Annotated in this window: 16 protein-coding genes and 1 tRNA gene; 4 read left to right on the forward strand and 13 right to left on the reverse strand. The window is 63.4% G+C overall.

All coding sequences use genetic code 11. The features are described 5' to 3' along the window. Positions 1–71 precede the first annotated feature (71 nt). Genes HEQ22_RS00185 through HEQ22_RS00210 form a run of 6 tightly spaced genes read right to left on the reverse strand, consistent with a single transcriptional unit; the run spans position 72 to position 3,853 of the window. Complete coding sequence (locus HEQ22_RS00185) at positions 72–761, reverse strand: ATP12 family chaperone protein (RefSeq protein ID WP_432769194.1); 690 nt, start codon at positions 759–761, stop codon at positions 72–74. Continuing rightward, positions 758–994 (reverse strand): hypothetical protein, encoded by a 237-nt coding sequence (locus HEQ22_RS00190; protein ID WP_432769195.1) that lies wholly within the window; start codon positions 992–994, stop codon positions 758–760. The genes HEQ22_RS00185 and HEQ22_RS00190 overlap by 4 nt, the downstream gene beginning before the upstream one ends. Further along, on the reverse strand, positions 991–1,611 hold the full coding sequence (locus HEQ22_RS00195) for an FMN-binding negative transcriptional regulator (protein ID WP_432769196.1): 621 nt from the start codon (positions 1,609–1,611) through the stop codon (positions 991–993). The genes HEQ22_RS00190 and HEQ22_RS00195 overlap by 4 nt, the downstream gene beginning before the upstream one ends. Continuing rightward, entirely contained in the window at positions 1,611–2,840 is a 1,230-nt protein-coding gene (locus tag HEQ22_RS00200; protein ID WP_432769197.1) for an RluA family pseudouridine synthase, read from the reverse strand. Before HEQ22_RS00200 ends, HEQ22_RS00195 begins: the two co-directional genes overlap by 1 nt. Further along, positions 2,837–3,217, reverse strand: coding sequence for a fluoride efflux transporter CrcB (crcB, locus tag HEQ22_RS00205; protein ID WP_432769198.1), 381 nt, complete (start codon positions 3,215–3,217; stop codon positions 2,837–2,839). Before crcB ends, HEQ22_RS00200 begins: the two co-directional genes overlap by 4 nt. Before the next feature lie 51 nt (positions 3,218–3,268). After that, the gene (locus HEQ22_RS00210; RefSeq protein ID WP_432769199.1) at positions 3,269–3,853 is read right to left on the reverse strand and encodes a thermonuclease family protein; all 585 of its coding nucleotides are present in this window, start codon (positions 3,851–3,853) and stop codon (positions 3,269–3,271) included. A gap of 243 nt (positions 3,854–4,096) precedes the next feature. Between HEQ22_RS00210 and HEQ22_RS00215 the strand changes: the two genes are divergently transcribed. Further along, entirely contained in the window at positions 4,097–5,080 is a 984-nt protein-coding gene (locus HEQ22_RS00215; RefSeq protein WP_432769200.1) for a winged helix DNA-binding protein, read from the forward strand. A gap of 67 nt (positions 5,081–5,147) precedes the next feature. Further along, positions 5,148–5,223: transfer RNA gene (locus tag HEQ22_RS00220), tRNA-Val, on the forward strand. Here HEQ22_RS00220 and HEQ22_RS00225 read toward each other — a convergent pair. Genes HEQ22_RS00225 through acnA form a run of 3 tightly spaced genes read right to left on the reverse strand, consistent with a single transcriptional unit; the run spans position 5,180 to position 8,495 of the window. After that, positions 5,180–5,494, reverse strand: a complete 315-nt coding sequence (locus HEQ22_RS00225; RefSeq protein ID WP_432770906.1) for a CBU_0592 family membrane protein — start codon at positions 5,492–5,494, stop codon at positions 5,180–5,182. The two genes, HEQ22_RS00220 and HEQ22_RS00225, sit on opposite strands and share 44 nt — an antisense overlap. Positions 5,495–5,522: 28 nt before the next feature. Continuing rightward, positions 5,523–5,804, reverse strand: coding sequence for a ribosomal protein L7/L12 (locus HEQ22_RS00230; RefSeq protein ID WP_432769201.1), 282 nt, complete (start codon positions 5,802–5,804; stop codon positions 5,523–5,525). A 15-nt stretch (positions 5,805–5,819) separates the two neighbouring features. Continuing rightward, positions 5,820–8,495 carry an aconitate hydratase AcnA gene (gene acnA, locus HEQ22_RS00235; protein WP_432769202.1) on the reverse strand — a complete coding sequence of 892 codons (2,676 nt, stop codon included), beginning with the start codon at positions 8,493–8,495 and terminating at the stop codon, positions 5,820–5,822. A gap of 349 nt (positions 8,496–8,844) precedes the next feature. Between acnA and HEQ22_RS00240 the strand changes: the two genes are divergently transcribed. Beyond that, a complete protein-coding gene (locus HEQ22_RS00240; RefSeq protein ID WP_432769203.1) occupies positions 8,845–9,378 on the forward strand; it encodes a hypothetical protein in 534 nt (177 codons plus the stop codon). Positions 9,379–9,555: 177 nt separating this feature from the next. After that, a complete protein-coding gene (locus tag HEQ22_RS00245) occupies positions 9,556–11,790 on the forward strand; it encodes an NACHT domain-containing protein (protein WP_432769204.1) in 2,235 nt (744 codons plus the stop codon). Positions 11,791–11,919: 129 nt separating this feature from the next. Here the strand turns inward: HEQ22_RS00245 and HEQ22_RS00250 are convergent, their stop codons facing one another. Genes HEQ22_RS00250 through HEQ22_RS00265 form a run of 4 tightly spaced genes read right to left on the reverse strand, consistent with a single transcriptional unit; the run spans position 11,920 to position 13,425 of the window. Next, positions 11,920–12,231, reverse strand: coding sequence for an SOS response-associated peptidase family protein (locus tag HEQ22_RS00250; protein ID WP_432770907.1), 312 nt, complete (start codon positions 12,229–12,231; stop codon positions 11,920–11,922). After that, positions 12,195–12,317, reverse strand: a complete 123-nt coding sequence (locus tag HEQ22_RS00255; protein ID WP_432769205.1) for a hypothetical protein — start codon at positions 12,315–12,317, stop codon at positions 12,195–12,197. The genes HEQ22_RS00250 and HEQ22_RS00255 overlap by 37 nt, the downstream gene beginning before the upstream one ends. 2 nt (positions 12,318–12,319) lie before the next feature. Beyond that, positions 12,320–12,916: an OmpA family protein gene (locus HEQ22_RS00260; RefSeq protein WP_432769206.1), complete on the reverse strand. Its 597-nt coding sequence runs from the start codon at positions 12,914–12,916 to the stop codon at positions 12,320–12,322. Next, the gene (locus tag HEQ22_RS00265; RefSeq protein WP_432769207.1) at positions 12,913–13,425 is read right to left on the reverse strand and encodes a hypothetical protein; all 513 of its coding nucleotides are present in this window, start codon (positions 13,423–13,425) and stop codon (positions 12,913–12,915) included. Before HEQ22_RS00265 ends, HEQ22_RS00260 begins: the two co-directional genes overlap by 4 nt. Positions 13,426–13,445 lie beyond the last annotated feature (20 nt).

A 13,445-nucleotide genomic window follows, 5' to 3' on the forward strand; every position in this document is an offset into this window, starting at 1 on the left:
CGAGATGCGTCTAACGCCGCGCTGGCGTGTCTCGACTTCGCTCGACACGAACGGGTCGAGGGGCGGGTTCTTTACAGCAACCCCAAAAACCGCACCGCATGGTCCCAGTCGCGCTGGTGCGCGGCGCGTTGCGCCTGCGCCTCGGCATCGGCCCCCCAGCGGCGTTCCTGATAGAGCAGGTCGAGGCTGACCGCGTCCCACAAATGTTCGGCGTCGAACGCCTGCTCGATGCACGCCAGCCCCGCGACCAGCGACCCGCCGATCGTCGCCAGCGGGGTCAGCGCCGTCATCCGCCACGGATCGAGCGCGAACACCGCATTGCGCAGCGCCGCGATGGTGGCGGGCGGCTGGTCGACCGGCAATATGCCCTGGGTGATGACGAACTCGATCCCGAACCGCGCCTCGGCCCACGCCAGGATCGGGTTCCACGCCGCCACCTGCTCGGCCTGCAACGCCGCATCGCGGTCGTCGCGATAACAGAGCAGGTCGGTCGCGTCATAGGCGGCGATGGGTTCGGCGAACACCGCCGGGTCGGGCGTCGCGAGGTCGATCGCAGCGTTGGCGAGCCCGGTCATCGGCATCGCGCGCGGATCGATCGTCTCGCCCTGCGCCCGCCATTCGGTCGCGATCGCCTCGGCCAATGCCGTGCTCGCGACAGCCAGCGGTGCACGGTGCGGCGTGCGCATCGGCCGCCCGTCGAGCGCGATGCCCCAGCCACCGTCCTGCGGGACGATGGCGACGTCTTTCCAGAAGCGTTTCACAGGTTTCTGGGCGAACGCCAGCGCCGCGCCAGCAACCGCGGCATCACCGCGAAATCGAACGCGCCAATCAGCACCAGCGCGACGCCAATCCAGCGGTCGGTCGGCTGCCCCGCCAGTTCCCAGCCGCCGCGGATCAGCACGAAGCCGATCAGCACCAGCAACGCGCCCGCAAGACGCATCGCGACGATGGCGAAATATCGTTTTTTAGCGAGCGCGTCATTGGCGGGGGTCATGTCGGTTCCTTATCGCCGCCGAGGTGGCGCATCAACTGCGCGAGCGCGCCGTGGCCGCTTGCTTCAACGCCTGCGATGACCTTGTTGCGTTCGTCGGCGGATTTGTTCTGCGACAGCTTGATCGTTGGCCGCCATGCGGTGATCCGCAGTTCGAAGCCGACAATGGCGCCGGTCATCTTGCTGAACAGCGCCGGGTTCATCTTGTCGCGCGTCCATGGCGGGTTCGCGCCGACGCGCGCCTCGTGATTTGCCGACAGGGTGTCGAGCTGCGCGATCAGCGCGGCATCGTCGAGCTTGCTGACGACGCCCTCCATTTCGATCGTGACATAATTCCACGTCGGCACCTGATCGGCGTCGGCATACCAGCTGGCGCTGACATAGGCGTCCGGCCCCTGCACCACTGCGAGAGCCGTTGCGCCGGCCAAGTGCCGCGTCAGCGCATTGCCGCGCGCGAGGTGGAATTGCAGCGTGGCCCGATCGTCGCTCAGCACCACCGGCGCATGCGCGACGCGCGGCCCGTCGGGGGTGGCTGCAAAGATCGCGGCAAAGCCGATCTCGCGGACCAGCAGCTCGGCCAGGTCGTCTTGCCGCGGTCGAAAGGCACTATTGGGGTGCATCAGCTCGGTTTGGCGGGACGCGCTGGATGTTTCTTGGCACTCGGCTTTTTGCCAGCCGGTTTCTTCGGCGGCGGTTTGCCCGGCTTGCCTGCCTTCGCCTTTTCCTTGGCCGATTTCCCGGCAAAGTCGGTCGGCTTGCTATCGGCGGTGCGCCCGCGACGTTCGCCACGCCGCGCCTTGCGGATCTGTTTGCTGTGCGCCTTCGCCTGCGCCTTCAGCGCCGATTTGGGCGGCGGACCTTTTTCTTGTGCGTCGATCCCGACCTCACCCAGCAGCAGGTCGAAGCCCAGCGCATCGAGGCTGGCGGCGAAATGGTCAGGCACTTCGGCCTGCACGTCGATCGCGCCGCCGTCGGGGTGATCGATGCGCAGGCGGCGGCTGTGCAGGTGCATCTTGCGGCTGATCGTCCCGGTCAGGAACGCGCCCTTGCCGCCATATTTGCCGTCGCCGACGATCGGATGACCGATCGCCGCCATATGGACGCGCAGCTGGTGGGTGCGTCCGGTCAGCGGCTGCAGTTCGACCCACGCGGCGCTGTTCCCCGCGCGCTCGATGACGCGGTAGCGCGTTTTCGATGGCAGGCCGTCGTCGTGAACGTGCATCTTTTCGCCGCCCGATCCGGGTTGCTTGGCGAGCGGCAGGTCGATTTCGCCCTGCTGGATGTCGGGCACTCCGACGATCAGCGCCCAATAGGTTTTTTTCGCGCTGCGGTTCGAAAAGCTCTTGGCGAAATAGGCCGCGGCCTTGGGCGTCCGCGCGATCAGCAGCGCGCCCGACGTGTCCTTGTCGAGGCGGTGGACCAGCTTGGGCCGCGTCGGCCCGTCGAATTTCAGCGCGTCGAGCAGCCCGTCGACATGGCTGTCGGTCTTGGTGCCGCCCTGCGTCGCCAGCCCCGGCGGCTTGTTGAGCACGATCGCGCTCGCGTCGCGGTGAATCATCATGCCGGTCGCGAGCTCGATATCGGCATCGGTCAGCGGGCGGCCCTTGCGCGCCGGGCGCGCCGCGGCTTCGACGGGCGGGGTCGGCATGACGAGTTTCTGGCCGGTCGCGATGCGGTCCGACACATCGGCCTTTCTGCCGTCGAGGGTCAGCTGGCCCGACCGCGCCCAGCGTGCGAGCAGCGCGTGCGGTGTGCCTTCGCGGTGGCGCTTGAACCAGCGATCGAGCCGGATGCCGTCGTCTTCCTCGGCGATCGTCGCGCTGTCGAGCTGTGGTTTGGTGTCGCTCATGCCGGCATCTGCCGCATGAGGAACAGGCCGAGCCCGCACGCCGCGATCGCGCCGATCGCCGAGGCGAGGACATAGGCGGCCGCCTGAGCGTTTTGGCCGCGTTCGAAAAGCATCCAGAATTCCATGCTGAAAGAGGAAAAGGTGGTGAAGCCGCCGAGGATTCCGACGCCGATGAACAGCCGGGCGGTTTCGCCGATGCCATCGCCGCGCGCCAGCGTGCCGATCAGCAGTCCCATCAACAGGCCGCCGACGATGTTGATCGTCAGCGTCCACCACGGAAAGCCGGGGCCGAGCCGCGCAAGCATCGCCTGCCCCACCAGATGGCGGGCGCCGGCGCCGATCGCGCCGCCGATCATGACGGGGAACAGGCTGTTCATGACGCTCGCCCTAGCCCGAAATGGCGGCGAGGCATAGCGGGTGCGTTGCGGCTAGGTGTCAGGCACGGCCAGTGCGGTCGCCGGGCGGATGTGCGCCGCGCGCCAGTCGGCGGGCCGGACGAACGCGCCCTGCCAGAGGCCGCGCCGCTTGGCCTGTGCTTCGGCTTCCTCGACCATATAGTCATCGCCTTCGGCAACCGCCCAGCCGAGCCGCACCATTTCGGCGCCCAGGTCGACGCCGTCGGAGAACGGCCGCGTGCGGCAGGCGGCGAGGGTGCGGTCGTAGCGATCCTTGGCGACGAGTTCGCAATGGAGCGCCGCGCGGCCTGCCATCTGCTCGAGCGCCTCCCGCGCTTCGCGCCCGCACGGCCAGCGGCTGGCGTCGCGGCGCGCGCAATCCTGCCGATATTCGGCGGCATCGATCCCGGTCAGCCGGATCGTCAGCGCAGCGCCGTCGTGCCGCACGGTCAGGCTGTCGCCGTCGATCACATGAACCAGCCGCACCGCGGCAACGGGCGCAGGCCGCCAGAACCAGGCGATGCCGGCGAAACCGGCAAGCAGAAGCAGCGCTGCGAACGACCGAAATCGTCGGCGCCACACCATGCGGGCGAGGGACGGGCGCGGGGACGGGACCACACGCGCCGCCTGACGCGACGCGCGTGGCTTGGCAAGCACCAAAAATCGATTGACGATGAGAACAAAACATATCCAAAATGGATCGAATTCGAACCGGCTGGCCGACGCATAGCGGGCCGCGCTGGCCCATCGGTCCGGATCGGCGGCAAACGCGAGCGAATAAAAGGCGAATAGCACCGAAATGACAGCATAAGTGACGTCAAGGCGGCACCATCAGGGGAAGGCGGCAACATGGGACATTCGATGCGCATTGCGACTGCGGCGGAGGCTTTTCTCCGCGACACCGGCGAGGGTGCGACACCGTCGTCGCTGGTGTTCGTTGGCGGGAACGCCCTTTCGCCCGAAGTCGAATGCGTCGCGGGTATCCGCCTCGCCGCGCATGTTCCCGTAGCTGCGGCGGCCGACCATCTGCGGCGGATGATCGATGTCGATATCGTTTGGCTGGCGCAGGCGGATGCGATCGCCCCGGATCTTTTCGCCGGCATCTGCGCCGCGGTCGCCGCGAAACAATGCCATTTGCTGTGCGACACCGGGCTTGCGGATCTCGATCGGCTGGTCGCCGCCGTCCCCGCGTCGATCCGGACCGAATGGCTGGTTGATGCCGACGCGGCGGACCACCTTGCCGCGCTGGCGGCGGCGCAGCGGACGCGCGGCATGGCGGTCCACGATCTGGCGCGCGACTCGGCGATGGAACGGATCGACCGGTTGCAGGAAGAGGTCGCGCGGATATCGCGGCTGCTCGGCGACCTGTCGGGGCAGCGCGGGCTGTCGGGATCCCCGCCGGCCTTCGCGCCGCTGATCGACGATTTCGATGGGTATGCCGGCCAGGTGCGGTCGCCGACGCGCGACTATGCGGCGATACCGCGCAGTTTCGTGCCCGAAGAGCGCACGATCGAGCGGCAGCGCGCCAAACAGGTGCGGCGGATCCTGCGCCAGCGGCGGATGCGCGAACAATATTTCCCCGCCGACCTGTTCGCCGATCCGGCTTGGGACATGCTGCTCGACCTTTACGCGGCGCGGCTCGAGCGCCAGCCGGTGTCGGTATCCAGCCTGTGTATCGCCGCGGCGGTGCCCGCCACCACCGCGCTGCGCTGGATCAAGACGATGACCGATGCCGGCCTGTTCGTTCGCGAGGCCGATCCGCAAGACGGCCGCCGCATCTTCATCGCGCTCGCCGAAGGAGCCGGCGATGCCATGGCGCGCTATTTCGAGGCGCTCGACGAATAGCCGCCGGCTTGCCTCCACGGCGAAGCTGTGGCAGGGGCGCGCTTCCCTCGCACTTGGCGATATTCGGGGGCGCTTAGCTCAGTTGGTAGAGCATCTCGTTTACACCGAGAGGGTCGGCGGTTCGAGCCCGTCAGCGCCCACCATCGCCGCGGCGGGTCGCGCCTTGCGGACCCGCCACACGCTCCACAGCGTGAACAGCCCCATCGCCGCCCAGACGATGTTCAGCCCGGCGGAGGGCAGCGCGCCATTATAACCCGAATTGATCACGAAGCCGCCGGCGCCGACGACGTTCATCCACTGATAGGCATAGCCGCGCGGCTCCAGCTTGCCGAGCGAGAGCAGGATATAGCTCGTCAGGATGATCGCCGCGGCGGCCCAGCCGATGATCTCGATGCCGACGGTGAACGGGGCCATGACGCTTTTCCTTCGGGCGGCGCGTCGGTCAGGGCAGCTGGCGCTCGATCGCCTCGACCGCGTCCTTGGCTTCGGCAAGGGTGAAGCCGGTCCGCTCGCGGACCAGCTTGATCGCCTCGATCTTGCGGTCCTGACGGACCATTTCGCGGATTTCCTCGTCATCGATGCGCTCGTCGCCGACGCGCACCATCGGCCGCGGCGCGCCGCGCGGCGGCGCGGTGAGGTCGCGGCGGGCCTTTTGCCCGCGCAGATAGCGTGCGAGCAGAAGACCGAGCGCAAGGCCCACGACGAGGATCAGCAGTTTGCCCATGCCGCGACCCGCCGCCTACGCCGCGAGCTTGCGCAGGACGTAGTGTAGGATGCCGCCGTTCATATAATATTCGACCTCGTTCGCGGTATCGATGCGGCACAGCGTGTCGAAGGCGAAGGTCGAACCGTCGGCGCGGGTGACGGTCACCGTCACCGTCTGGCGCGGCTTCAGGTCCGCGACGCCGGTGATGGTGAAGGTGTCGTCGCCGGTCAGCCCCAGCGTTTCGCGCGTGTCGCCGTCCTGGAACTGCAGCGGCAGCACCCCCATGCCGACGAGGTTCGAACGGTGGATGCGCTCGAAGCTTTCGACGATCACGGCGCGGACGCCGAGCAGGTTGGTGCCCTTCGCCGCCCAGTCGCGCGAGCTACCGGTGCCATATTCCTTGCCCGCGATCACCACCAGCGGGGTGCCGTCGGCCTTGTGGCGCATCGCGGCGTCGTAGATCGGCATGACTTCTTGGCCATAGCGCGACATGCCGCCCTCGATGCCGGGGACCATCTCGTTCTTGATGCGGATGTTGGCGAAGGTGCCGCGCATCATCACGTCGTGGTGGCCGCGGCGCGCGCCGTAGCTGTTGAAGTCGGCCTTGTTAACCTGATGTTCCATCAGCCATTTTCCTGCCGGCGAGTCCGCCTTGATGCTGCCGGCGGGGCTGATGTGGTCGGTCGTGATGCTGTCGCCGAGGATCGCGAGCGGTTTCGCGTCGATGATGTCGGACACCGGCGCCGGGGTCATCGTCATCCCCTCGAAATACGGCGGGTTGGCGACATAAGTCGATCCGGCGCGCCACTGATAGGTGTCGCTGCCCTCGACCTCGATCTTCTGCCAATGCTCGTCGCCGCGATAGACATGCTCGTAACGCGCCTCGAACATGTCGCGGTCGATGCACGACGCGATGGTGTCGGCGACCTCCTGATTGGTCGGCCAGATGTCGGCGAGGAACACGTCCTTGCCCTGCTGGTCCTGCCCGATCGGGGTGGTGGTGAAATCCTCGGTCACCGTGCCCTTCAGCGCATAGGCGACGACGAGCGGCGGCGAGGCGAGGAAGTTGGCGCGCACGTCGGGCGACACGCGGCCTTCGAAGTTGCGGTTGCCCGAAATGACCGACGCGGCGACGATGTCGTTGCCGTTGATCGCCTCCGAAATCGGCCCCGCGAGCGGCCCCGAATTGCCGATGCAGGTGGTGCAGCCATAACCGACCAGGTTGAAGCCGATCGCGTCAAGATCGGCGGTGAGGCCCGCGCGGTCGAAATAGTCGGTCACAACCTGCGATCCCGGCGCGAGCGAGGTCTTGACCCACGGCTTGGGCTTCAGCCCCAGCGCGTTCGCCTTGCGCGCGACCAGACCCGCAGCAACCATCACCCCGGGGTTCGAGGTGTTGGTGCAGCTGGTGATCGCGGCGATGACGACGTCGCCGTCGCCGATGTCATGATCCTTGCCCGCGACCGGCACCCGCTGAATGCCGTCATGCTTGTACACCGACGCCAGGTCGGCGTTGAACACATCGTCGACTTCGGTCAGGATGACCTTGTCCTGCGGACGCTTCGGCCCCGCCAGCGACGGGACGACGCTGCCCATGTCGAGCTCCAGCGTGTCGGTGAACACCGGATCGGCCATGTCGGCCGACAGCCACAGCCCCTGCGCCTTGGCATAGGCCTCGACCAACGCGACAGTCTCGGCGCTGCGCCCGGTCAGGCGCATATAGTCGAGCGTCTTGTCGTCGATGCCAAAGAAGCCGCACGTCGCGCCATATTCGGGTGCCATATTGGCGAGCGTCGCGCGGTCGGCGAGCGACAGCGACGACAGGCCAGGGCCGAAATATTCGACGAAGCGCCCGACGACGCCCTTGGCGCGCAGCATCTGCGTCGCGGTGAGCACGAGGTCGGTCGCGGTGACGCCTTCTTTCAGCGCGCCGGTCAGCTTGAACCCGACGACTTCGGGGATCAGCATCGACACCGGCTGGCCCAGCATCGCGGCCTCGGCCTCGATCCCGCCGACGCCCCAGCCGAGCACGCCCAGCCCGTTGATCATCGTCGTGTGGCTGTCGGTGCCGACGCAGGTGTCGGGATAGGCGACCAGATTGCCGTCGGCGTCGGCGCTCGACCACACCGCCTGCGCGATATGTTCCAGATTGACCTGGTGGCAGATGCCGGTGCCCGGGGGCACCGCCTTGAAATTGTCGAGGCTTTTCGACCCCCATTTCAGGAAGTCGTAGCGTTCGCCGTTGCGATAATATTCGATTTCGACGTTCTGTTCGAACGCCTTCGGATGGCCGAATTCGTCGACCATGACGCTGTGGTCGATGACCAGGTGGACGGGGACGAGCGGGTTGATCTTGGTCGTGTCGCCGCCCAGCTTGGCGATCGCATCGCGCATCGCGGCCAGATCGACGACGCAGGGAACGCCGGTGAAATCCTGGAGCAGCACCCGCGCCGGGCGATACTGGATCTCGCGGTTCGAATGCGGATCCTTCTGCCAGTCGACCAGCGCCTGGACATCGTCGGTCGACACGGTGAAACCGCCATCCTCGAACCGCAGCAGGTTTTCGAGCAGCACCTTCATCGAAAACGGCAGCCGCGACACATCGCCCAGCTTCGCCGCGGCCTTGTCGAGCGAATAATAGGCATAATCCTTGCCGCCGACGCTCAGCGTCGAACGGGTGCCCAGCGTGTCGTTGCCCGTGGTCGTCATAGGATAGCAGTCCCCATGTTGGCGCGGCGGGGGAAAGACCGTCCGGTGGCAATGCAGGAGAGCGGGGCCAGCGGGAGTCGCACGCGCAGGTTTATGTTGGCGCCGCCTTACGCCGGGGGCGAGGAATTGCAAGGGGGTGAGGGAGGGTTCATTGGTGCTTGGGCGGTGTTGGGGCGATAGCGGCGCGAGGATTTTTTTGCACAAAGACACGAAGGCACAAAGGGGCGTGCCCCGCTTCGTCAGCCTCGAACGAGACACGTGACTCGTTCGAATTGACGAGGAGGGTGCGGAATAATCCAAAGTGGGCAGGGTTGAGCTGCATCCGCGCCCAACCGTGGTAATCAGGCGCGTGGCTGATGAAACGACTATGCGGCGTCGAGGCCGGGTATTCCTACCGCCCGCCGTGCTGGATCGTATGGGCTGGACAGATGAAACCGTTGTTGAGCTGGTTAAAACACGCGATGGTGTGCTGCTTCGGTCGCCGAAATCGGGCCAACGTCTCAGCCCCAGACAAAGGCGGAACGCCGCATTCGGGGGCAGTAGGGGGTCTTGGCGACAGGAGCGGTGGAACCTGTTTCGCGCAAAGGCGCAAAGGCGCGAAGAAAACCGCAGCATTCCCCGCTTCGTCACCCCGGACTTGATCCGGGGTGACGACGACGAAATTGCAGAGTATCCATTCTGGCACGAAGAGCAGGCCCGGACAATGACGATCCCCCGCGAAGAATTTGACCGCCTGCGCGAAGCGGCCGACGATCTGGCCGACCTGCGCGCCTTTGACGGCGCCAAGGCCGCGCTGGCTGCGGGCGAGGACGAGCTGGTGCCGGGTGACTATGCCAAACGCCTGATCGCCGGCGAAAGCCCGCTGCCGAGCTGCGCGGGTTGAGCCAGATGAATCTGGAGGCGGTGTCGGGGGTCAACCGGGTGCAGATCGCCGGACCGGTCATCTTTATACATGGGCTGGCGCCAGAAAAGTAGATTTCAAGATCTGATGTCCACGCAAATTTCGGGAGTTTCCTCGCTCTACTTTCGGGACTAACATTCTACGAGAAGGGGCTCCGCGATGCTAGAATCAAAATGGAAAACTGTTGAAGATCAAGTCCGAGGAATAGCGTCCCTAATTTTTGGGAAGACCTGCGCTCCCGGCCGGATAGCAGGTGTAAACTTTGATGGCGTGGTCGAGGCTAGCGAACTTGAGACCATCATTATCGAAATCAGCATACAAAATGATCTGGATAAAGTTCGGCAAGGAGTCACGCGGCTAACTCTTGCGCGTCAAGCACTCAGTTTGGAGGGAGTGTTAGGCCGGGGATATATTGTCCTTACGAGAGAGCCAACACAATCAATGCTGGACGCTGCTGCCGCTGCAAAATTAACAGTTTGTTCAGCAAGTCAATTTGCAGCCATTTTTTTTGAATTTGTTCGATACAAAACAGCACGGCTTGCTGCGTCTTTTGGAAGTTCGATTGATCCCATCACCGGAGATATCGATAACGTCGAATATGTTCCGGTAAAATATGAGCGATTGGACGGAAAAGGTGAAATTTCCATTGTCGAATTGTCAGAAATGTTGGTTAGCGGTAGCAATATTATTCTTCTAGGAGAATACGGATCTGGAAAAAGTCGATGCATAAGGCAATTGTTTTCATATCTATCCGACAATTGGGATTTAACATTCAAATTTCCATTTGCAGTAAATTTGAGGGAGTGCTGGGGATTAGACCGTGGCGACGAGATTGTGCGCCGTGGAAATTATGTTCTGGGCCTTGATGATCTTGCGCCCCATGCTGTGCGTGCCCTGAATCGTCAGAGTTTAATCCTGCTGCTTGATGGCTTTGACGAGCTTGGAAGTCAGTCGTGGAGTACCGACGAGACAAGGCTCCGTCAGCTAAGATCCAGAGCTTTGCTGGGGGTGAAGGACTTGGTAAGCAAAGCTAGGGCTGGGTGTCTGATAGCTGGGCGCGAGCATTATTTTTCGTCTAATGAAGAAATGCTTTCTGCTCTCGGGTTAAATGCAAGTGACACCGTGATAGTTAAAGCAAAAGACGAGTTTACGGACGACGAACTTGAGTCGTATTTTGACGCAGCGGGACTGGCAATAGAACTCCCTTCGTGGCTTCCTAAAAAGCCTCTCATATGTCAGACTATTGCACTTCTATCTGATGACGAATTAGGAAAAATGTTCGGCATAACTAGTGAAGGCGTAGAGTTCTGGAATCACTTCATAAAAGTTGTTTGTCAGAGAGACGCTCGAATTAATGCGTTTTTTGATGCTGACACAATTTATAGGGTTTTCGTTGCTCTTAGCAGGATTACCCGCCGCCGCCCCGCCAATATTGGGCCTATTTCCCAACGAGATCTTCAAGACGCTTTTGAAGCCGTAGTTGGTCAATTGCCGGTCGAAGAGGCTTCGGCGATGCTGCAGCGCCTTCCAAGCTTGGGCCGCATTGGAGCGGAGTCCCAAGATCGTCAATTTGTGGATATGTTCATTCTCGACGGACTGAGAGCGAAGGATGTTGCGGGTTTTCCAGAACTGGAAGAATCGCAAAGACAGGCTACATTTGCCGAAAAATGGCTGAATCCATTAGATGTACTTGGCCAATCGATACTCTCGGCAGATTTGAAGAATAGAGTAGATGCGTTTCGTCAGCTTGCCGTTCGCGCCTCGGCAGCAAAAAACCCAACATTGGCCGCCGATATAGTATGCGCTCTGGGTCGAATCGTGGGCGATCAAGTAGACATGCAAGGCATGAACCTAGTCGGCGCTGGCTTCACTCAGTTTGATCTTGATAGAACCCCCTTGAGAAACATAACTATTTCTGAAGCAACAATCGAACATTTGATATTGCCGAACTCACCACCGGCTGGATTAAGGATCGAGCATACGTTGGTTGAAAAGGTTTCTGGCGCAGCTTCTTATTCAGGACTGCCGAATTGGATACAGCTTGATACCGTCGATATTTTTGACTCAGTGCAGACGGTGGCTCAAATTAGAAAAGCAGGTCTTTCTCCAGCGCATGAAATTTTGGTTGCCATACTTAAGAAGACTTTTCAGCAAAAAGGTGCGGGTCGAAAAGAGGAGGCATTGCTGAGGGGTTTCGGGGCGGGGGCGTCAAAAAAAATGGCGGCGGCAATACTAGCATTGCTAATGCGCGAAGGAATCTTGGGAAGACACAAAGGCGACGAAGGCTGGATTTATCATCCTGAACGGTCCCACACGGCACGGATTTCTACGCTGCTCGATCAGCTGAGATCTTCGACCGATGGGCTTTGGGAAGACGCGAACTCACTGAATTGACCACGATTATGGAGTTGCAGAGTTACGGAAACCGCTGACCTAACCTCCAAATCTCATTGATCAGTCTCGGTCACTTCCCAGAGCCCAATTTCCCGGATCTGTGCCGACTGCTGCACAAGTCCAATAATTTCACGTTTCTAACGCAAGGCAACTCCCGTGCATTCTCCGCCGCCTTCGCGCCACGCATTGCAGCTCGTCCGTGCGCTCGACCGCGAGCAATGCGGCCGGACATTTTGCTACCACCGACATCGCCTCCTCAGTGGGCGCACGCAACCACATGTCGTGATGCTCGGGGCGGGGGATCACGGGCATGCGGTCGTGGATGTCGAACAGTTCCTCGGTCGCATCGACCATGACCCCGGTGTAGCAATCGGCCCATTCGTCGGTCGGGGGCCACAGGCCGGCTAGGCGGAGAGCGGCTGGTCGGTGACGCTGAGCCAGCTTTCGGTCATCCGGCCCTTTGGCCCCTCGGCCTCAGCAAAAGCGGTGAACGGGATCAGGCAACGCTGCCAATAGCGCTGCGCCATGATCAGCGCGGCATGATTACCTCGACGCGGCGATTCTTCGCGCGGCCGGCGGGGTCGTCGGCGCCGGTGGCGGTTTCGTTCGGCGCGATCGGGGCGGTTTCGCCCTTGCCCGACACCGCGAAGTCGCGCTGGCGCACGCCGACCTGGCGCGCGAACCAGTCGGCGACGGTGCGGGCCCGGGCTTCGGACAGGCGCTGGTTGTACGCGTCGTCGCCCTTGGCATCGGTGTGGCCAATCACCTGAATGCCGCCGGCGGGCGCCTTGCGGATCAGCGCCGCGGCCTTTTGCAGCTGCGCCTCGGCCGCTGGCGTCAGTTCGGCCTTGTCGAATTCGAACAGTGCATCGGCGGCCAGATCGATGATCGTGCCCATGTCGGTGACGCGGATGTTCAGCCCGCTGACGTCGCCGGTCAGGCTGCTGACGCTGCCGGTCATGCCGCCGGGGGTGTTGGCGGCGGCGGGCGCAGGGGTGGTCACGGTCGCGGCAGCGGTGGCGGGCGCCGCGGGCGCATCGCTCGCCGCCGCCTCCTCGCGATCGGCGGCGGGGGTGCAGGCGGCGAGCGCCAGCGCGGGGAGCAGCGCGAGCGCGGCGCGCGTCATCGCGTGACCGGGACGCCGTCGAACGGACCGACTTCGGGCAGGTTGATCGACACCGTCGGGCTGGTGACCGGCGGGGCGGGGAATTTCGCCCAGATAATGCCGGGCTTGACCTCGCAATCGGTGCGCAGGAAATTGCCGCTGACGTTCGACGCCATCCAGTCGGCATTGTCGTCCTTGAGCACGCCGAGGCGCTGCGACGTCGCGTCGTCGATGACGCTGATCTTTTCGACGTTGAACGACTGGCTGTTGTATTTCTCGGCGCTCGAACAGCGCAGGGTGACGGTCAATATGTCGCCGGTGACCGCGACCTTCAGCAGATCGACCTGCGATCCGTCGGGGCCGGGCTGGCTCTGGATCGCGGCCTGCGCGGGCATGCGGGCGACAGGGGCGGGATCGGGAGTCGCCATCGGTTCGCGCGTGACCCCGGTGTCGCTGGCGGTCGCGGCGGTGTCTTCGGGGTAGGTGGGCTTTTCGCTGACGTTGCAGCCCGCCAGGGCGATGCCGGCCACAGCGGCAAGCGTAAAGGGCC

The organism is Sphingopyxis sp. (assembly GCF_050916055.1).
GTDB lineage: Bacteria > Pseudomonadota > Alphaproteobacteria > Sphingomonadales > Sphingomonadaceae > Sphingopyxis.

Bases quoted from the DNA above. Each gene is read 5' to 3' on its own strand.
- HEQ22_RS00215 (WP_432769200.1), top strand. From the start codon at position 4,097: ATGCGCATTGCGACTGCGGCGGAGGCTTTTCTCCGCGACACCGGCGAG.
- HEQ22_RS00245 (WP_432769204.1), top strand. From the start codon at position 9,556: ATGCTAGAATCAAAATGGAAAACTGTTGAAGATCAAGTCCGAGGAATA.
- HEQ22_RS00225 (WP_432770906.1), bottom strand. From the start codon at position 5,494: ATGGCCCCGTTCACCGTCGGCATCGAGATCATCGGCTGGGCCGCCGCG.
- HEQ22_RS00200 (WP_432769197.1), bottom strand. From the start codon at position 2,840: ATGAGCGACACCAAACCACAGCTCGACAGCGCGACGATCGCCGAGGAA.
- HEQ22_RS00260 (WP_432769206.1), bottom strand. From the start codon at position 12,916: ATGACGCGCGCCGCGCTCGCGCTGCTCCCCGCGCTGGCGCTCGCCGCC.
- crcB (WP_432769198.1), bottom strand. From the start codon at position 3,217: ATGAACAGCCTGTTCCCCGTCATGATCGGCGGCGCGATCGGCGCCGGC.
- acnA (WP_432769202.1), bottom strand. From the start codon at position 8,495: ATGACGACCACGGGCAACGACACGCTGGGCACCCGTTCGACGCTGAGC.
- HEQ22_RS00255 (WP_432769205.1), bottom strand. From the start codon at position 12,317: ATGGCGCAGCGCTATTGGCAGCGTTGCCTGATCCCGTTCACCGCTTTT.
- HEQ22_RS00195 (WP_432769196.1), bottom strand. From the start codon at position 1,611: ATGCACCCCAATAGTGCCTTTCGACCGCGGCAAGACGACCTGGCCGAG.
- HEQ22_RS00190 (WP_432769195.1), bottom strand. From the start codon at position 994: ATGACCCCCGCCAATGACGCGCTCGCTAAAAAACGATATTTCGCCATC.
- HEQ22_RS00230 (WP_432769201.1), bottom strand. From the start codon at position 5,804: ATGGGCAAACTGCTGATCCTCGTCGTGGGCCTTGCGCTCGGTCTTCTG.